The organism is Nonomuraea sp. NPDC049655, assembly GCF_044465465.1.
Taxonomy (GTDB): Bacteria; Actinomycetota; Actinomycetes; order Streptosporangiales; family Streptosporangiaceae; genus Nonomuraea.
This window is the reverse complement of sequence record NZ_JBITLS010000004.1, coordinates 424,995-442,803: the sequence shown is the minus strand read 5'-3', so window position 1 is coordinate 442,803 and position 17,809 is coordinate 424,995. Positions and strand designations below refer to the sequence as shown.

19 protein-coding genes are annotated in these 17,809 nt (G+C 74.2%); 9 read left to right on the top strand and 10 right to left on the bottom strand.

Going from position 1 to position 17,809, the window contains the following annotated elements:
• Window positions 1-4: 4 nt before the first annotated feature.
• Window positions 5-1,390, top strand: coding sequence for a PLP-dependent aminotransferase family protein (locus ACIBQ6_RS16050; protein WP_397212603.1), 1,386 nt, complete (start codon window positions 5-7; stop codon window positions 1,388-1,390).
• A gap of 30 nt (window positions 1,391-1,420) precedes the next feature.
• Here the strand turns inward: ACIBQ6_RS16050 and ACIBQ6_RS16045 are convergent, their stop codons facing one another.
• Window positions 1,421-1,939, bottom strand: coding sequence for a universal stress protein (locus ACIBQ6_RS16045; RefSeq protein ID WP_397212601.1), 519 nt, complete (start codon window positions 1,937-1,939; stop codon window positions 1,421-1,423).
• A gap of 111 nt (window positions 1,940-2,050) precedes the next feature.
• Here ACIBQ6_RS16045 and ACIBQ6_RS16040 point away from each other — a divergent pair, with 111 nt between their 5' ends.
• The 3 genes from ACIBQ6_RS16040 (at window position 2,051) to ACIBQ6_RS16030 (ending at window position 8,111) form a co-directional block, all read left to right on the top strand.
• A complete protein-coding gene (locus tag ACIBQ6_RS16040) occupies window positions 2,051-5,248 on the top strand; it encodes a BTAD domain-containing putative transcriptional regulator (protein ID WP_397212599.1) in 3,198 nt (1,065 codons plus the stop codon).
• A 35-nt stretch (window positions 5,249-5,283) separates the two neighbouring features.
• Window positions 5,284-5,445, top strand: coding sequence for a hypothetical protein (locus tag ACIBQ6_RS16035; protein ID WP_185844989.1), 162 nt, complete (start codon window positions 5,284-5,286; stop codon window positions 5,443-5,445).
• Between the two features lie 80 nt (window positions 5,446-5,525).
• The gene (locus ACIBQ6_RS16030) at window positions 5,526-8,111 is read left to right on the top strand and encodes a LuxR C-terminal-related transcriptional regulator (RefSeq protein ID WP_397212597.1); all 2,586 of its coding nucleotides are present in this window, start codon (window positions 5,526-5,528) and stop codon (window positions 8,109-8,111) included.
• Here ACIBQ6_RS16030 and ACIBQ6_RS16025 read toward each other — a convergent pair.
• Complete coding sequence (locus tag ACIBQ6_RS16025; RefSeq protein WP_397212595.1) at window positions 8,108-8,800, bottom strand: hypothetical protein; 693 nt, start codon at window positions 8,798-8,800, stop codon at window positions 8,108-8,110. The genes ACIBQ6_RS16030 and ACIBQ6_RS16025 overlap by 4 nt on opposite strands.
• Before the next feature lie 181 nt (window positions 8,801-8,981).
• Here ACIBQ6_RS16025 and ACIBQ6_RS16020 point away from each other — a divergent pair, with 181 nt between their 5' ends.
• Window positions 8,982-10,370: an MFS transporter gene (locus ACIBQ6_RS16020; RefSeq protein WP_397212593.1), complete on the top strand. Its 1,389-nt coding sequence runs from the start codon at window positions 8,982-8,984 to the stop codon at window positions 10,368-10,370.
• Between the two features lie 21 nt (window positions 10,371-10,391).
• Here the strand turns inward: ACIBQ6_RS16020 and ACIBQ6_RS16015 are convergent, their stop codons facing one another.
• On the bottom strand, window positions 10,392-11,729 hold the full coding sequence (locus ACIBQ6_RS16015) for an aminotransferase class I/II-fold pyridoxal phosphate-dependent enzyme (protein WP_397212591.1): 1,338 nt from the start codon (window positions 11,727-11,729) through the stop codon (window positions 10,392-10,394).
• A 36-nt stretch (window positions 11,730-11,765) separates the two neighbouring features.
• Here ACIBQ6_RS16015 and ACIBQ6_RS16010 point away from each other — a divergent pair, with 36 nt between their 5' ends.
• Window positions 11,766-12,392, top strand: coding sequence for an FMN-binding negative transcriptional regulator (locus ACIBQ6_RS16010; RefSeq protein WP_397212589.1), 627 nt, complete (start codon window positions 11,766-11,768; stop codon window positions 12,390-12,392).
• Here the strand turns inward: ACIBQ6_RS16010 and ACIBQ6_RS16005 are convergent.
• On the bottom strand, window positions 12,370-12,981 hold the full coding sequence (locus ACIBQ6_RS16005) for an HNH endonuclease family protein (protein ID WP_397155091.1): 612 nt from the start codon (window positions 12,979-12,981) through the stop codon (window positions 12,370-12,372). The two genes, ACIBQ6_RS16010 and ACIBQ6_RS16005, sit on opposite strands and share 23 nt — an antisense overlap.
• A gap of 83 nt (window positions 12,982-13,064) precedes the next feature.
• Between ACIBQ6_RS16005 and ACIBQ6_RS16000 the strand changes: the two genes are divergently transcribed.
• Window positions 13,065-13,541 (top strand): transcriptional regulator, encoded by a 477-nt coding sequence (locus tag ACIBQ6_RS16000; RefSeq protein WP_358291173.1) that lies wholly within the window; start codon window positions 13,065-13,067, stop codon window positions 13,539-13,541.
• Here ACIBQ6_RS16000 and ACIBQ6_RS15995 read toward each other — a convergent pair.
• Together ACIBQ6_RS15995 and ACIBQ6_RS15990 are read right to left on the bottom strand one after the other, a co-directional pair.
• Complete coding sequence (locus ACIBQ6_RS15995; protein ID WP_352324570.1) at window positions 13,538-13,762, bottom strand: helix-turn-helix transcriptional regulator; 225 nt, start codon at window positions 13,760-13,762, stop codon at window positions 13,538-13,540. The two genes, ACIBQ6_RS16000 and ACIBQ6_RS15995, sit on opposite strands and share 4 nt — an antisense overlap.
• A complete protein-coding gene (locus ACIBQ6_RS15990; RefSeq protein ID WP_397212587.1) occupies window positions 13,763-14,185 on the bottom strand; it encodes a hypothetical protein in 423 nt (140 codons plus the stop codon).
• Between the two features lie 174 nt (window positions 14,186-14,359).
• On the opposite strand from ACIBQ6_RS15990, the gene ACIBQ6_RS15985 reads away from it, so the two are divergent.
• Window positions 14,360-14,689, top strand: coding sequence for a CU044_2847 family protein (locus ACIBQ6_RS15985; RefSeq protein ID WP_397212585.1), 330 nt, complete (start codon window positions 14,360-14,362; stop codon window positions 14,687-14,689).
• A gap of 28 nt (window positions 14,690-14,717) precedes the next feature.
• On the opposite strand, the gene ACIBQ6_RS15980 is transcribed toward ACIBQ6_RS15985, so the two are convergent.
• Window positions 14,718-15,107, bottom strand: coding sequence for a nuclear transport factor 2 family protein (locus ACIBQ6_RS15980; protein WP_358291179.1), 390 nt, complete (start codon window positions 15,105-15,107; stop codon window positions 14,718-14,720).
• Between the two features lie 70 nt (window positions 15,108-15,177).
• A complete protein-coding gene (locus ACIBQ6_RS15975; protein WP_397212583.1) occupies window positions 15,178-15,753 on the bottom strand; it encodes a TetR/AcrR family transcriptional regulator in 576 nt (191 codons plus the stop codon).
• Window positions 15,754-15,841: 88 nt separating this feature from the next.
• Between ACIBQ6_RS15975 and ACIBQ6_RS15970 the strand changes: the two genes are divergently transcribed.
• Entirely contained in the window at window positions 15,842-16,213 is a 372-nt protein-coding gene (locus tag ACIBQ6_RS15970; RefSeq protein WP_358291183.1) for a DUF4267 domain-containing protein, read from the top strand.
• A 16-nt stretch (window positions 16,214-16,229) separates the two neighbouring features.
• Here ACIBQ6_RS15970 and ACIBQ6_RS15965 read toward each other — a convergent pair whose 3' ends face one another.
• Together ACIBQ6_RS15965 and ACIBQ6_RS15960 are read right to left on the bottom strand one after the other, a co-directional pair.
• On the bottom strand, window positions 16,230-17,492 hold the full coding sequence (locus tag ACIBQ6_RS15965; protein ID WP_397212581.1) for an MFS transporter: 1,263 nt from the start codon (window positions 17,490-17,492) through the stop codon (window positions 16,230-16,232).
• Window positions 17,493-17,540: 48 nt separating this feature from the next.
• Window positions 17,541-17,807 (bottom strand): hypothetical protein, encoded by a 267-nt coding sequence (locus ACIBQ6_RS15960; protein WP_397212579.1) that lies wholly within the window; start codon window positions 17,805-17,807, stop codon window positions 17,541-17,543.
• Between the last annotated feature and the right edge of the window lie 2 nt (window positions 17,808-17,809).

The following is a 17,809-nucleotide window of genomic DNA, read 5'->3' as shown; positions in this document are numbered from 1 at the left end:
CAAGTTGGACGTTCACATCAGCCTCCAAGGACGCGGTGACCTGGCCGCACAGGTCTACCGGCAGCTGCTCGACGCCATACTCGACGGCCGCCTGCGCTCGGGCGAGCGGCTGCCGCCGACCAGGGAGCTGGCCGGCCGGCTGGAGATCTCCAGGAACACGGTGGCGGTGGCCTACGACCGGCTGGTGGCCGACGGCTTCCTGGTCGGCCGGGCGGGGGCGGGCACGTTCGTGTCGGCCGAGCCGGTGCGCGGCCGGGCCGCGCCCAAGGGGGTGGTCAGGCCGCGGGCGTTCTGGCGGGAGCTCGGGGAGACCGTCGAGGTGCCGCCCGCCCGGTACGACTTCCGCGTCGGCGTGCCGGACGCGCGGCTGTTCCCGATGGAGACCTGGCGCAGGCTGGTGGCCAGGGAACTGCGGGTGGGGCTGGCGACGTACGAGCCTTCGTCCGGCTATAAGCCTCTACGTGAGGCTATTTCGCGTCATATCGGGATCAGTCGGTCGGTGCACGCGGGGCCCGACGACGTCCTGATCACCAACGGCGCGCAGCAGGCCCTCGACCTCATCGGACGCGTCCTCATCGAGCCCGGCACGACCGTCGCCGTCGAGGAGCCCGGCTACCCGCCCGCCCGCCGGCTGTTCAGCTCGCTCGGCGCCCGCGTGACCGGCGTGCCCGTGGACGCCGAGGGCCTGGACGTGGCGGCCATCCCCCGCTCGGCGAGCCTGGTCTACGTCACGCCCTCGCACCAGTTCCCGCTGGGCACGCCCATGTCGCTGGCCCGCCGCGCCGCCCTGCTCGCCTGGGCCGAACGCCGCGCCGCCGTGGTGATCGAGGACGACTACGACAGCGAGTTCCGCTTCGGCGAACGCCCGCTCGAACCCCTGCAGAGCCTCGACCGGTCGGGCCGGGTGATCTACGTGGGCTCGTTCTCGAAGACCCTGCTGCCCATGCTCAGGCTCGGCTTCCTCGTCGCCCCCGCCTCGCTCGGCCCGGCCCTGTGCGCCGCGCGGCAGCTGTCCGACTGGCACGGCGACATGCCCACGCAGGCCGCCCTGGCCCGCTTCATCGACGAGGGCCTGCTCGCCAGGCACATCAGGAAGGCGACCCGCGAGTACGCCGCCCGGCACGAGCTGGTCACCGCGGCGCTGGCCGGGGACGAGCGGCTGCGCCTGATCCCGTCCGCCGCGGGCCTGCACGTGTGCGCCCGCCTGGCCCCGGGCGTGTCCCTGGGGCCCGTGCCGGACCTGGCCGTCGAGCAGCTCGACGCCTACTGCGGCGAGACCCCGGCGCAGCCGGGCCTGGTGCTCGGTTACGGCGCGATCGGGCCGCGCGACATCGGCCCCGGCCTGCGCCTGCTCACCGACAACCTGAGGACGGCCACGCCCGGTCAGTAGTAGCGCCGGCTCCAGAACCGCCACGCCCGGTCAGTAGTAGCGCCGGCTCCAGAACCGCCGCGCCCGGTCCCCCGTCAGCTCCGGATCGTCCGGCGGCGAGGGCTGCTGCACGATGACGACGGTCGTCTTGGCGTGCCGGGCGCAGTACATGCTGGTGGAGGGCAGCAGGATCCTGCTCAGCAGCCGCCGCCGCCCCCGGCCGAGCACCAGCAGGTCGCCCTCGCGGGCCAGATCGACGAGGTGGTAGCCGGGGTCGCCGACCTTGCTGAGCGTCGCCACGCGCAGGTCGTCGGGCACGCCTCCGGCGACGTCCTCGAACACGCCCGCGATCACCTCCGCGCAGCGGGACTCCTCGCCCTGCCGGATCGCGTGCTGCACGGGCAGCGCCTCGGGAAAGGGATGGACGGGCGCACGACTGACGTGAACGGCCACCAGAGCCATCCGGTGCAGCCTGGCCGCGCCGATGGCCCAGGCGAGTGCCCAACGCGAGGCCGGGGACTCGTCCACCCCCACGATCAGCCTCACACCGCCAGGCAGATCCTGTTCCACGGTGCCTCCTGGAAATGAAGTACGACCATAGTGCGCCAACCGGCCAGTTACCGGGAGGTGGCACTTTGCGAACTCTGGAGTCCCCCGCGAGCCCGGGCGTAGCATGCGGGGGTGGAACGAGGGTGGGTGCAACCCCGTCCCGCCCTCGACCGGCGGCTCGACGGGGCGCTTACGCACAGGCTCACCACGCTCGTGGCCTCTACAGGCTACGGGAAGTCGATCGCGCTCGCCGGTTGGAGCCACGCCGTGGGCGGCGTCCTGCACCTGCTCGGGCCCGCCGACCGCGACCTGCCGACGCTGGCGGGCTCGGTGGCGTCGGCGCTGGCCGAGGCCGTCCCGGGGTTGCCCGCCGACCTGCTGGCCGCGGCCGGGGCGCCGCTCGGGCCCGACGCCGACGAGCTGTCCAGGGCCGCCGCGCTGGCGGGCGCGCTGGCCGAGGCGCTGGCCCGGCGGCTGACGAGGGGGCTGGCGCTGGTCTTCGACGGCGTCGACGCGATCATCGGCGCGCCCGGCTCGGTGCGTTACGTCGAGACGCTGGTCCGCGCCGCGCCCCGGCACCTGCACCTGGTCACCGCCTCGCGGGCGCCGCTGCCGTTCCCGACGGCCCGGCTGCGCCAGGACCACGAGGTGCTCGACCTCGACGCCACCGACCTCGCGCTCACCGCGTCCGAGACCGGCGCCTGGGCCAGGGAACGGCTGGGCGAGCAGGGGGCGGGCATCGCCGCCAGGCTGCACGAGGCGTGCGCGGGCTGGCCGGCCGCCGTCCAGGCCGCCCTCGACGCGCTGGCCCGCGAGGAGCCGGCGAGCTGGCCGCGTACCGCGGCGAGCCTGGCCGCCAACTCGGCCACGCTCGAACACCTGACGCTCGCCGCGTTCAAGGACCTGCCGGCGGGCATGCGGGAGCTGCTGCGCGCGGCGACCGTCCTGCCGGTGCTGACGTCCGGCCTGGCCGCCACGCTCGGCGCGCCGCCCGACACGCTCGCGGCCCTGACCAGCCGCGGCCTGTTCATCGAGGCCGACCAGGACGGCCACCGGCTGACCTCGACCAGCAGGCACGTCCTGGCCAGGCACGCCCCGCTCGACCGGCACGAGGCCCACGACGTGGCCGCCGTCGCCGCCCGCTGGTACGTCGAGCACGACCAGCCCGAGCTGGCCCTGCGCGCCGCCGTCGCGACCGCCCACCCCGACCTCGCCGCGTCGCTGCTCAACTCCCACGGCCCCCGCCTGGCCGAGCGCGGCGACGTGATCGCGGCCCTCGACCTGCTGCCCGAGCAGGCCAGAGGGTCGCCGCCGATGCTCAGGCTGGCCGGCATCGCCGAGCAGAACCGCGGCCACTGGACCCGCGCCCGCGACCTGCTGGGCCGCGTCGCCGACGGCCCCGCCTTCGACGCGTTCGTGGCCAGGCGGCTCGGCTTCATCGACCACCTGCGCGGCGACCTCGACGCCGCCATGACGATGTACGCCAAGGGTCACGCCTACGGCTCGCCGCCCGCCGACGCCGCCATGTGCGCCGCCTCCATGGCCTCGGTGCTGTGGCTGAAGGGCGACCGGGCGGGCTGCGCCGAGCTGGCCGACCGGGCGCTGGAGCAGGCCGGCGGCCTCGGCGACCCCGGCGCGCTGGCGATGGCCAACACGGTGCTGGCCATGCTCGCCGCCCTCGACGGCGACCGCCGCGCCAACGACGCCTACTACCTGCGCGCCCTGGAGTACGCCGAACGCGCCGGCGACGTCGTCCAGCTCATCAGGATCCGGGCCAACCGGGCCTCCCGCCATCTGGACGAGGGCGCCTACGCCGAAGCGCTGGCCGAGACGGAGGCCGCGAGCAGACTGTGCGACCTGGTGTCGTTCGCGCCGTACGCCGCGCTCAACGTGGCCAACCGGGCCAAGGCGCTGGTCGGGCTCGGCCGGCTGGAGGAGTCGGCGATCGACGCCGCCGACGCGGTGGCCAGGTGGGAGGCGATGGGGTCGCGGCTGGTCAGCGTCGGGCTGGTCCGGCTGGCCGAGATCCACGCGCTGCGCGGCGACCGCGGGCAGGCGGCCGCCGTCTACCGCCGGGTGATCGCCGAGACCGAGCCGCTGGGCGAGGTGCAGACCCGCTCCAACGCGCTCAACGCGCTGGCCGAGCTGCTGGCCGAGGACGATCCTGAGGAGGCGGCCCAGGTGGCCCAGCAGGCGCTGGCGTACGCCGGCGGCATCGCCGGGGTCTCCGCGCGGGTGGCCGCGGCGCACGTGGCCCTGGCCGCCGGCCGTCGTGACGAGGCCGCCCGGCTGGTGGGCGAGACCGAGCCGATCGCCGTGGAGCGCAGGGACCACGCGGCCCAGGCCGTGCTGCACGAGCTGCGCGCCCGGCTCGACGGCGATCCCGCGCAGGCCGACGAGGCGGTGCGCGGGTGGGCGGCGCTCGGCGACCCGATCGGGCGGGCCAGGGCCGAGCTGGTGCGGGCGGCCCTGTCCGATCCGGTGAGCGGGGGCGAGGTGGCCGTACGGGTGCGCGAGCGGATGCACGCGATCGGCTGCCGGGCGCTGGACGACCGGATCGACGAGCTGATCGCCCGCGCGGCGCCTGTGCCGGGGGCGGCAGTGGTGATCGAGACCATGGGAACGTTCCGGGTGCTGCGCGGCGCGGTGCCGGTCCCGCGTACGGCCTGGCAGTCGCGCAAGGCCCGCGACCTGCTGAAGATCCTGGTCAGCCGCCGGGGCGGCGCGATCAGCAGGGAACGGCTGGTGGAGATCCTCTGGCCCGAGCAGCGCGACGACGCGGTCGGGCTGCGGCGGCTCAACGTCATGGTCTCCACGTTGCGCGCGGTGCTCGACCCGGCCCACCAACGGCCCGCCGACGACGTCGTGGTCTCCGAGGAGGGCGCGCTGCGCCTGGACCTGGCACACGCCGACGTCGACGTGGAGCGCTTCCTCGACCTGACCGCCGGAGCCGTACGGCTGGAGCAGGCCGGCCGCGCCGCCGAGGCGCTGGAGCGGTGGACGGCGGCCGAGAGCGCGTACGGCGGCGAGTTCTGCGAGGAGGACCCCTACGCCGACTGGGCGGTGGGCCTGCGCGAACAGGCGCGGCTGGCCTACGTGCAGGCGGCCGCCCGGCTGGCCGCGGCGCGCACCCGCGAGCGGCGCTACGACGAGGCCGCCCGCTACTGGCTGCGCCTGCTGGAGCGCGACGGCTACGACGAACGCGCCCACCTGGGCCTGGTGCGCGTGCTCGACCTGGCGGGCCGGCGCGGCGACGCCCGCAGGCGCTACCACCTCTACGCCGAGCGCATGCGGGAGCTGGAGGTCGAGCCCGCGCCCTACCCCACCTGAACCAGACCTGAACCGTCCGGGGCGATGGTGATCGGATGAGGACGGTCATCGTACGGCTGGTCGAGCCCGAGCAATCCGGCGGCCAGCTCCGCGGGCTGCTCGAAGAGGTGGGGGGCGAGCCGGTGCCGTTCAGCGGCGCCGACGCCGTGATCACCCTGTTGCTGAACGCGGCCGGCCTGAACCGCGATCCCGCCTGAACCTCGCGGCCTGAACCGCGATCCCGCCTGAACCTCGCGCGAACCTCGGCTCGCCACCATCTGTGGTGAGAGGAGGCACGATGAGCGAGCAACTGGGGAGTGGATGGCCGTTCGTCGGGCGAGGGGGATCGATCGCGACCGTGCGCGAGGCGCTGCGGTCGGGAGCGGGCGCGATGATCGCCGGTGAGGCGGGCGTCGGCAAGAGCAGGCTGGCCGCGCAGGCGCTGGCCGGTCTCGACGGGTACGAGGTCGTGCGCGTGCTGGGCACGGAGACCGCGTCGATGATCCCGTTCGGGGCGTTCGCCCATGTGTTGACGGGGCCGCCGCGGGGCGGCGAGAACCTGCTGCGCTGGGCCGCGCGGCACCTGCGCAGGGGAGAGGGAGAACTGCTGGTGAGCGTGGACGACGCCCACCGGCTGGACGCGGCGTCGGCGGCGCTGGTGCACTACCTGGCCGCGGGTGGGGAGGCCAGGGTGCTGGTCACCGTGCGTACGGGCGGTCCGCTGCCCGCGCCGGTGGCCGCGCTGTGGAAGGACGAGCTGCTGACCAGGGTCGAGCTGCCGCCGCTCGGCCGCGACGAGGTCGGCCAGGTGCTGGCGGGCGCGCTCGGCGGCGAGGTGGCGGAGGGGACCGTCCGGCATCTGGCGGCCGTCACCGGCGGGAACGTGCTCTACCTGCGCGAGGTCGTCCATGCCGGGCACACGTCCGGCTGCCTGGCCGAGAGCGGCGGCGAGTGGCGCTGGCGGGGCGAGCTGTCGATGACGACCCGGCTGCGCGAGCTGGTCGAGGCCCGGATCGGTCACCTGGACCAGGACGAGCGGGAGGTGCTGGAGCTGGTGGCGTACGGCGAGCCGGTGGGCGCGGAGCTGCTGATCGCGCTGACCTCGCCGCGCGCGGTGGAGCGGGTCGAGGCCCGCGGCCTGGTCACGGTCGCCGGCGACGGCAGGCGCGAGCAGGTACGCCTCGGCCACCCCCTGTACGGCGAGGTGGTCCGCGGCGACTGCGGCACCCTGCGGGCCAGGCGGCGGCTGCGGACGCTGGCCGAGGCCCTGGAGGCCGGCGGCCTGCGACGGCGCGAGGACGAGCTGCGCGCGGCCGTCTGGCGGCTGGACAGCCGGTCGGCCGCCGCGCCGGAGCTGTTGTTGTCGGCCGCGGGCCTGGCCTGGGCCAGGCGTGACCCCAGGCTGGCCGTCCGGCTGGCCAGGGCCGCGATCGAGGCGGGCGCGGGCGTGGCGGCGGTCGCGCTGCTCGGCCAGGTGCTGATGGTGCTGGGCGACCAGGACGCGGCGCTGGCGGCGCTGCGGCAGGCGGCCAGGAACGCCGTCACCGAGGGCGAGCGCGCCCAGCACGCCTTCAGCCTGGGCATGAACCTCGCCTGGGCGGGCGCGGACGCCGAGGCGTGCCGGGTGCTCGACCTGGCCGCCGGGTCGCTGACCGATCCGGCCTGGCGGCAGGAGGCGCACGTCTACCGGGGCGTCGCCGACTTCTTCGCCGGCCGGCTGGCCGGGGCCGCGGACGCCCTGGCGCGGGCGCGCGCGTGCGGGCCGGCGACCGTGCGCGGCGCGGCGCACGCGGCCGCGCTGGAGTCCTGGACCGCCGCCTACTCCGGGCGTACGGAGAGCGCGCTCGCCGTGGCCGGGCGGGCCCTCGCGGGCCGGGACGACTGGGATGACGACGCCCCGTACGCGCTCCCGGCCCTGCTGGACGCGCGCTGCGCCGCCCAGGTGTTCGCCGGCCGCCTGGACGCGGCGGAACGGACGGCCGCCGAGGGCATGGAGCCGGCCGCGGCCGAGCTGCCGGTGTCGGGGTCCGGGGCGTACCGGGCGATGGTCGGCAGGCTGCGCGGCGACGCGGCCGGCGCGGCCCGCTGGGCCAGGGAGGACGCGGCCCGGCTGCCGCCCGGGACGCCGTACCGGGGGCGCTGCCTGGCCGAGCTGGCCCACGCGCGGGCGCTGCTGGGGGAGACGGCGGCGGCGCGGTCCGCGCTGGCCGAGGCCGAGGGGCCGGCTTCGCGGTGGGCGTTCACCCGGCAGCCGGTGTTGCAGGCCGCGGTCTGGGTGACGGCCTCGGCGGGCGACCTGGACCAGGCGGTGAGCCTGTGCCTGACGGCCGCCGGGCTGGCCGAGCGGCACGAGCAGTTCGGGCACCTGATGTTCGCGCTGCACGACCTGGTGCGGCTGGGCGCGCCCGCCCTGGCGGCCCGGCGGCTGGCCGCGCTCGCCGAACGGGTGGACGGGCCGCTGGCCGGGCTGTTCGCCCGGCACGCGCGGGCCGCGGGCGACCCGGCCGAGCTGCGGGACGTCGCCGCCGAGTTCGAACGGCTCGGCCTGCTCCTGTACGCCGCCGAGGCCCTCGCCCAGGAGTCGGCGGCCCACCGCCGGGACGGCCGGGGCACGCTGGCCAGAGGGGCGCAGACCAGGGCATGGGCGCTGGCCAGGCGGTGCCCGGGGGTCTCGACGCCCGCGCTGGTCGAGCTGGCCACGCCGGAGCTCACGCCGCGCCAGCGGGAGATCGTCAAGCTGGCGGCGGCCGGGCTGACGAACCGGCAGATCGCCGACCGGCTGACGTTGTCCACCCGGACGGCGGCCAACCATCTGCAGGCGGCCTACGAGAAGCTGGGGGTCAACGACCGCACGCAGGTGGGCCGCCTGCTCGCGGCGCTCTAGACAAGGCTCAGGAGGCCGGCGTACAGGGTCTGGCGGTCGTCGTCCGTCATGGCCCGGTACGGGTCGGCGGCCCGCCGGTTCGTCTCGGCCTCGATCGCGGCCCGGACGGGACCGTCCCTCAGCGCGACGATCCCGTCCGCGGTCAGCCCGGCCGCGCGCCAGGACTCGGCGTGCGCGTCGGCCCGGTGGTAGCGCAGCGCGGCGAGCCGGTTGAACAGCAGCAGGCCGTCGGGGGCGGCGTCCGGCTCGTACGGCGGCGCCATCACCTCCAGGGCGCCGCCCGGCACGCGTACGGCCCGGTCGAGCACCCCGCCCACCGCCACGGCGAGACCGGCCACGTCGTGGCCCGCCCAGACGCGGCCGGCCGCCTCGGCGTGCGCGGCGTACAGGCCGTCCACGAACGCCCGTCCCTCGGAGGTGAGCCGCAGCGCCCCGGCGGCGTCCCGTTCGAGCGCGCCCTCGCGCAGGTGGACGCCGACGCCTTCGGTGACGTCGCCGTACCGGTGGACGGCGGCGAGCGCGGCCGTGGTCACCGGGCGCAGGGGGAGCACGAAGCGCAGGTCGTTGAGGAGGCCGCTGGTCAGGCCGGAGCGCTCGGTCAGGTCCAGGACGGCTCTGCGGGCGGCGGCGTGCACGTCGACGTGGGCCGCGTCGATGACGGGGGCGATCGCCGCGGCAAACTCCCCCAACCCCTGAAATTTCGGCATTGAGCGTCATTATGGCGCTCAATCCGTAGCTCATCAGCAGGAAACCGTAATCGCCTGGCTCCAGGGTGAGGCACGTGACCTGGGCGCTGGCGGCCGGGGTCAACCGTCCGGCGTCCGCCGGTGTTCTTCCACCGCCCGGTTCCTCCCTCCCCTGGAGTCCCTGATGTCCCTCCGTCCTCGCTGGGCGGCCCTGCCCGTGGTGCTGGTCGCGGTGTTCATGACCACGCTCGACTTCTTTGTCGCGAACGTGGCCGTGCCCTCGATCCGCGCCGACCTGGGAGCGGGCGACGCGGCGAGCCAGTTCGTGGTCGCCGGGTACGGGCTGGCGTACGCGGCGGGCCTGATCGTCTCGGGACGGCTCGGCGACCTGTACGGGCCGCGCCGGCTCTTCGCCGCCGGGCTGGCCCTGTTCACGCTCGCCTCGGCGGCCTGCGGCGGCGCGCCGGACGCCGCCGCGCTGGTGCTCGCCCGGGTGGCGCAGGGCGTCGCGGCCGCGCTGCTCGCGCCGCAGGTCCTGACGCTGATCGGGACGCTGTTCCCGGGCGCGGGCCGGGCCAGGGCGTTCGGCTGGTACGGCACGGTGGTGGGCCTGGCCGGGATGAGCGGCCAAGTGGTGGGCGGGCTGGTGGTGGCGGCCGACCCCCTCGGGCTCGGCTGGCGGGCGTGCTTCCTGGTCAACGTGCCGATCGGCCTGGCGGCGCTGGCGCTGACCGGACGGCTGGTCCCCCGGGTCGCCGGGGCCGGGTCGCGTGCGCGGCTGGACCTGCCGGGGGCGGCGCTGGTCGCGGCGGGGCTGGCAGGCGTCGTGCTGCCGCTGGTCCAGGGCCGCGAGGAGGGCTGGCCGCACTGGACGTGGCCGTGCCTGGGCGGCGCGGCGCTCATGCTGGCGGCTTTCGTCCGGCGGCAGCGGCGGCTGGCGGCGAGCGGCCAGGAACCGCTGCTGGACCTGGCGGTGTTCGGCGAGAAGGGGTTCACGGCCGGGCTGGCGGCGGTCGCGCTGCTGTTCGGCACCTCCGCGGGCCTGTCGTTCGTGCTCGCCCTCCACCTCCAGGACGGCCTCGGCCTCGGTCCCCTGGCCGCCGGGGCGGTGTGCACGGCGCTGAACGCGGGCTTCTTCCTGGCCTCGCCGCGCGCGGCCCGGGTGCCGCACGCGGCCGGTCCGCTGGCGCTGCTGCTCGGGCTCGGGCTGCTCGTCCAGGCGGGGGAGTCGCCGTACCTGGTGGCGGGCGCGCTGCTGGTTGTGGGCGCGGGGATGGGGCTGGTCATGTCGCCGCTGCTGTCGTCGGTCCTCGCGTCCGTACGCCGTGAGCGGGCGGGCGCGGCGGCCGGGGTGCTGGGGACCGTCCAGGAGACCGGCGGCGTGCTCGGCGGCACGATCACCGGCGCGGTGTTCTTCGGCTCCCTGGACGCCGGCTGGCCCGCGGCCACCAGGGCGGCCCTGCTCGTGCTCATCGTGGGCGCGCTGGGCGTGCTGGCCCACTCGGTACGCCGCCCGCGCCGCCCCCGCCGCCCCGAGCCGTGCCCGGCGATGTCCCTGGAGCCGAACCGCTGATCGCGGGGCCCGTCCAGGACGTCAGCCGTACCGGCCGGCCGTGGGCGGGCGCAGGGCTGCGGCCAGGTCGCCGGCCAGGCGCGGCAGCTCGTCGGGCCGCAGCGTGGAGACCGTCAGCCGCAGCGCGGGCGGCGTGCGGACGCGGTTGCGGGCGCCGGGCGCGGCCGCCCAGCCGAAGGCCAGCAGCCGGGTGACGGCGGTGGTCTCGTCGGCGACCGGGACCCAGACGTTGAGCCCGCTGCGGCCGTGCGCCCGCAGGCCACGCGCGGCCAGCGCGTCGATCAGGCCGTCGCGCCGACCGGCGTACGCGGCGGCCACGGCCGCGGTGTCCACAGCCTGTGCACGCCACAGGTGGGCGACCGCGCGCTGCAGCAGATGGCTGACCCAGCCGGCGGCCAGCCGCTGCCGCCCGCGCAGCCGGTCGAGCGTGACGGGATCGCCGGTGACCAGCGCCAGCCGCAGGTCGGGGCCGAACGCCTTGGCCGTCGAGCGGGTGAGCAACCAGCGGGTGGTCACGCCGGCCAGGGGATGGAGGGGGAGGTCCACCAGGCTCGCGCCGTGGTCGTCTTCGATCAGCACCACGTCGGGACGGGTGGCGAGCAGGGCACGCAGGTCCGCGGCCCGCCGGGCGGTGACGGCCGCGCCGGTGGGGTTCTGGGCACGGGCGGTGATCACCACCGCTCGTACGCCCGCCCGCAACGCCCGGTCGAGCTCGTCCGGCAGCGGGCCCTCGTCGTCCAGCCGCATCGGGACCGGCCGCAACCCCAGGGCGGCGACCAGGTCGAGCAGGGCCGTCCAGCCGGGGTCCTCGACGCCGATCGCGTCGCCGGGACGAAGGTGGGCGTTCAGGACGCGTTCCACCGCGTCGAGAGTGCCGGAGGTGATCGCCAGCGGCGCGGCGGGCACGCCGTCCGCGCGCAGACGGGCGGCGGCCAGCGCGAGCAGTTCCTCGTCGTCGCCCGTGCCGTACATGGCCGGACGCTGCTCGTGCGCCCTGGCGGCGGCGGCGAGCGCCTCGTGCAGCGGCGGCAGCAGGGCCGGGTCGGGGTTGCCGTGCGACAGGTCGCGCACGCCCGGCGGCACCTCGATGCGGATCTCCTCGCGGGTCGTGGTGGCCGGGCGCGGCCGGACCCGCGTGCCGCGCCGGCCCGCCGTCTCGACGATCCCGCGCTCCCGCAGCAGCCGGTACGCGGCCGCGGCGGTGTTCGGGCTGACCTCGGCCGTGGCGGCCACCTCGCGCACGGGCGGCAGGTGCGTCCCGGGAGGCAGCAGGCCCGCGGACACGGCGGCCTCGACGCCCGCCGCGATCTCGCTGGCCGTCCCACCGACGATCCTGTATGTTTCTGACACAAAGTACATTATGTACCAATACAAAGCTGGGCGGGAGGGTTTCACGTGCTCATTCATCCCTGGGACGCGGCACGGGACGACGACGAGTGGCACACCTGGCTGGCCACCCGCGACTTCGGCCAGCTGGCCGCGAACGCCCCCGACGGCGGCCCGCCCGTCGTCGTCCCCACCCACTTCCTCTTCGACGCCGCCGCCGGGGAGGTGCTGCTCCACCTGGCCAGGCCCAACCCGGTGTGGGCGGCGATCGAGCGCGATCCGGCGGTCCTGCTGAGCGTGCACGACGACTACGCCTACATCCCCGGCGGATGGCGGACGGGCGACCCCGAGACCGGCGTGCCCACCAGCTATTACGCCTCCGTCCAGCTCACCTGCCGGGCCGAGGTGGTGGACGACCCCGAGGGCAAGGCCGAGATCCTGCGCCGCCAGCTCGCCCACTTCCAGCCCGACGGCGCGCACGGCGTCGTGGCGGCCGGCGAGGGGCCCTACCACCGGCAGCTGCCCGGCCTGCGCGGGCTGCGGCTGGCGGTGATGGAGGCGCGCGCCAAGTTCAAGTACGACGGCCGCCACCCCGTCGAGGTCCGCGAGCGCGTCGCCGGGCTGCTGGCCGAGCGCGGCCTGCCGGGCGACGCCGGGGCCAGGGAGCAGCAGCTCAGGCGGATGGCCGACCGCTGAGGCAGGTGCGCAACATGCGGATGAGGGCCCGTTTCTCCCGGTGGGTGACGGTCAGCCCGTAGTGGTGCTTCACCGTGATCCAGGCCCGCGCGTACGTGCACCAGTACGACCTGCGCGGCGGCCGCCACGTCGCCGGGCTGCCGCCGGCCTTGTCCAGGTTGACCGACTCGCTGACGGCGATGAGCTCGGGCCTGGTGAGATCGTTGGCGAACGCCTGCCGCTGCTCGTCGGTCCAGGCGTTCGCGCCGGAGACCCAGGCGTTGGCCAGCGGCACGAGGTGGTCGACGTCGATCTGCTCCTCGCTGTGCAGGGTCAGGCCGTCGTACTCGCTGAACCAGGTGCCGTGGACGGCCTCGCAGTCGAGGTCGGTCGTCACGGACACGGCGTCACGCCGCAGGACGACCTCCCGCGTGTCGCACGCGCCCTCCGCCTCGGTCCAGGACGGCATGAACCGCTCGTGCGAATACCCCCTCAGCGAACGGGCCTCGGCGACGACCAGCTCCCGCAACTCGCTCCGGGCTCGGACGACCGAGGTCGGCTCGGGCAGGACCAGGGGGAGGAGCAGCAGCGGCCACATGACGACGATCATGGATCCAGCATTAGCAGCCCACCCTTCGTTGCTCCTAGTATTTGACGACTCACACAGAGCGATGTCGATGGAGAGGGTTCCACATGCAGTCGCCGGACGGTCCGGGCCGGGAGCAGGTGCTCGACTGGGTCGAGCGGGTGGCGGACTTCGTTTCCGAGGAGTGGGGGCTGGCCCCGATCACCGGCCGCGTCCTGGGCTGGCTGATGGTCTGCGACCCGCCCGCGCAGACGGCCTCCGACATCGCCGACGCCATCGGCGCGAGCCGCGCGTCCCTGACGACGACCATGCAGCTGCTGACGTCGATCCGGCTCGTCCACAAGCTGCGCAGGCCGGGGGAGCGCAACGTCTACTACCGGATCGAGGACGACGCCTGGTCGAAGGTCCTGCGCCAGAAACTGGCCGCGTTCACGGCCTTCGACGCGCTGGCCGAGGAGGGCCTGCGGCTCGGCTGGACGGACGAGACCCAGACCGCCCGCATCCGCTCCGCGCACGACTCCATCGCGGCCGTCGCCACCGCTCTCGACAGCCTGTGGAAAACCGACGCGCCTGTGGATAACTAGCCGTCGGCGTCCGGATACTGGAAGACGTCGTCCAGGGGCACCCGGAACACCCGGGCGATCTGAAAGGCCACCTCAAGAGAGGGTGAGTAGCGGCCCTGCTCGATGGCGATGACGGTCTGCCGCGTGACGCCGACCCGCTGGGCCAGCTCGGCCTGCGTCATCTCCCCGTGCGCGAACCGCAGAGCCCTGATGGAGTTGGTCACCTTGGTCGGTTTGCCCATCTACAGGCCCCTCCGGTAGGCGAGCAGCCGCAGCGGGGTGGCCACCAGAGTGGACAGGACGAGCGCGGCGTAGATGGCGTTGGCGATCCAGAAATGGTCGGCTTCCGCCATGGTCAGGCCAAGGGGGACCACCATGGAGGCGGCGAGCACGACGCCTCCGACATGTTGGGCGGAACGGTTGATTTCCCTGTCTCGCACGTCGCTCTCGTGACTCTCGCTGGGCTTCACGATCTCGACCACGATACGGCCCACGATCGACAGGACGATGCTGATCCCGATCGCCCACACCATCGGCGCGACATAGGGGACGGCGCTGAGCGGGCCGTCGCCGGCCCGGCTCAGGATGACGATGACGTAGGCCACGTAGGCGCCGGCCGTCGCCACGAGATAGACCCAGGCGCCCTTTTCCTCGTACGACATCACAAGCACGGAAGGTAAAACAATCCAGACATCGTGTCAATGATTTCAGACTTGTCCACCACTGTGGACAACCACCCCCAACCTGTGGATAACTTCGCGCCCTCTGCGCGGGGAAACAGCCTGCGCCAGGCGGGCCCGTCCACCATGCTTGCACCTGTCCCAGGACAGGAGGCAACCATGCGCTACTTCCTTGAGGTACCCCTCGACGACGGCGGCACCGTGCTCGTGGAGGTCAACGAGCGGCCCGGCGACGAGCCGCTTCCCGCCGGACGGACCCGCGCGGCCGTCGAACGCATGCCGGAGGCGCTGGGCGCGGGCCTCCAGCGCGTCCAGACCTTCGCCACCGACGTCCTGCGCCGCATGCGGTCATGCCCCGAGCCGCCGGACGTGGTCGCGGTCGAGTTCGGGATGAAGCTGACCGCCAAGGCCGGCGTGGTCATCGCCGAATCGACGGGGGAGGCCCACCTCAAGGTCACCGCGGAATGGCGGAAACCGGAAGGCGGCTGATCCGGCCTTCCGTCAAGGCATGATCAGGTCACGCCTTGATGGCGGTGCCCTGCGCCGAGACCAGCCGCCAGCCTCCGTCGGGACCGATGGCGTACACGTGCGTGTACCGGCTGCCGGCGCTGAACGTGCTGCCGTCGGGGTTCGTGAAGTTCATCCCCGTACGCCCCACGACGATCCCGACGTCCCCGATCACCCGCACGATGGCCTCGTCGGGGAACGAGTCGATCTTCGGGAACTGCAGGCTGCCCGACGTCACCAGGTCGAGCAGGACGTCCTTGCCAGCGACCGCGCCGTCCTCGACCCCCACCAGGACGAAGTCGTCCGCCAGCAGGTCCTTCAGGCGGTCGTGGTCGTTGGCCACCAGGGCGTCGAAGAAGCTCTGGTCCAGCTCGACCAGCGTGGTGCGGTGGGTGCTCAAGGGGTCGTCCGTTCTCGTCGACGTGCGGGCAACGAGGGTAGACGTTGACGCCGGTGACAAGGTCAAACCGTCAGGCCGCGAACCGCTTCAGCAGCAGCTCCAGCCTGCGTTCGTGCTGCTCGGCCGGCAGTCGCTTGCCGCGCATGAGCGTGACCAGCCCGTGCAGGGCGGCCCAGTAGGTCTCGGTGAGCAGGGCCAGGTCCTCCCCCTCGCCGGCGTGCGGGCGCAGCCCCTCGACCAGCTCGCCGAAGGCCGCGTGCAGGGCCGCGGGAGCCTCCGGCGTGGCGAACGGCAGGTCGACGTTCTGGCTGAAGATGACGTCGTAGAGCGCCGGACGCCGCTCGGCGAACGCCGTGTAGGCCGCGCCGACGGCCGCGAGGGCGCTGTCGGCGTCCGGAGCGGCGGTACGGGCCGCGCGCAGCTCGTCCGCGAGGATCACGCACCCCTCCACGGCCACGGCCGCCATGATCGCGCCCTTGCCCTTGAAGTGGCTGTAGAGCACCGGCTGGCTGTACTCGATGCGCTCGGCCAGCCGCCGCGTCGTCACCGCCTCCCAGCCCTCGGCCTCGGCCAGCTCGCAGGCGGCCGTGATGATCAGCTTCTCGCGTTCCGCACGTTCGCGCTCCCGGCGCGCCTGTATCGACATGCTCTCGATCCTAGCACCGCTAGCGCTTCTGTCATCGTTCTGCTAGCGTCGTCCTCGTTCCTAGCAACGCTAGCTCTTGGAGACGGACATGCTCACCACCCTTGCCTACGGCCTCGCCATCGCCCTCAACCTGATGGTCGTGCTCATCGGCGCGCGCTTCCTGTTCGTCCCGGTCGCCGCGGCCGCCGGTTACGGCGTCCCCGCCAAGCAGGACGGCGACCGCGCCTACCTGACCATCAAGGGGCTGCGCGACGGCACGTACGGGCTGCTCGGCCTGGCCCTGCTGGCCTTCGTCGGCGCCCAGGCCGAAGCCTGGTTCATGCTGATCGTCGCGCTGCTGCCTCTTGGCGACACCCTGATCGTGCTTCGCAACGGCGGCACCAAGGCGGTCGCCTTCGGCGTGCACTTCGCGACCGCCGTCGCCCTCCTGGTCAACGCCGCCCTGCTCTTCGCCGTGTGACCCGGCGATCCCGGAGCTACCCCGCCGTCGCCGTCCGTACGTCCCGCTCGATCTCCCGCCGGGACGTGCGCAGCGGCGAGCACCACATGACCACCGGACCGGCCAGCATCCCGGCCGAGAACACGACAAGCGTGCCGCGCATGCCGATCCCGCCGGCCAGCGCCCCGGCGAGGATCGCGCCGACCGGCGTGGCGGCCCAGGTGAGCCAGCGGGACGTGGCCGCCAGCCGCCCCTGCATCTCCTTGGGCGTCAGAAGCTGCCGCAGACTGCGCTGGGTGCTCTGGAAGACGAGCGTGACGATGATCATCAACGTCCACGAGACGCCCACCACCAGCTGCCCGGCCAGTCCCGGCCCCACCAGCCCGATCGACCCGCTGCACAACGGGTACGCGAAGGCCGCCCCGAGCAGCACGCGCGGCATGCCGTACCGGTCGGTGAGCGGCCCCGCGATCGCCCCGGCCGCCAGCCCGCCGGCCATGCTCACCCCGAACACCAGGCCGGTCGCCAGGCCCGACCAGCCGAGCTCCCGTACGACGTAGTTGACCTCCAGCGCGCTCAGCCCGGCGATGCAGAAGCTGACCGTGGCCATGTAGAGCACCAGCGGCCCGATCACCCGATGGCGGACGACGTACCGCAGCCCCTCCGCGATCTGCTCGCGCAGCCGAGGGGCCCGCTCCTTCCGCTCCGGCCTGGCCTCCGGCGACCGGATCAGCGCGAGCGCGAGCGCGCCTCCCAGGTAGGACAGCGCGTCGGCGAGCACCGCCTTGGCCGGCCCGAACAGCGAGATCAGCACCCCGCCGATCGGCTGCCCCGCCATCCCCGCCACCGTGACCGTGCTGGTGAGCTTGGCGTTCCCCTCCATCAACCGCTCAGGCCCGAGCAACGTCAGCGGGTACGTCTGGTACGCGGGCGTGAAGAACACCTCACACGTCGCGACCACCAGCGCCACGGCGTAGAGCTGCCCGAGCGTGAGCCCTCCGGCCACGGCCGCCAAGGGGATCGTCCCCATCGCGCACCCGGACACCAGGAACGCGACGATCATCACCGGCCGCTTGCGCCACCGATCGCTCAGGGCCCCCGCCGGCAACGACGCGAACAGCACCGGCAACCGCCGCGCCGCCGTCAGCAGCCCGAGCTCCACCGGCGAGGCGTCCAAGACGAGCCCCGCGACCAGCGGTAACGCCAGATAGGAGATCTCGTTCCCGAGCGAACTGGTGGTCTGGCTGCCCCACAGGAGCACGAAATCCCGCTGCCGCCACAACGACCCCGCCCTCGACATCCGCGACATTCTGCCACCGCGCGCCGGTGGCGAAGGCGAGTTCCGGTACTAGCTCGCCAACCACCTAAAGTCCGGCGCCGGGACGTCGAGGACCACCCCTTCACGGACGTGCCAGCATCGCGCCCGGCCGCGCTCGTCGGTGACCACGAAGACCCCCCGCGGACGATCTCCGTCCTCGTCCACCGGCGGCAGGGCGGCCAGTCGCTCGACCTTGGCCCGGATCTCGTGCAGCGCGCCCTCTCTGACGTCGCCCCCGTAGAACAGGTAGAGCGTCCAAATCTGGGGCCTTTCCTCATCAGCGCGATCGCTGATCACCA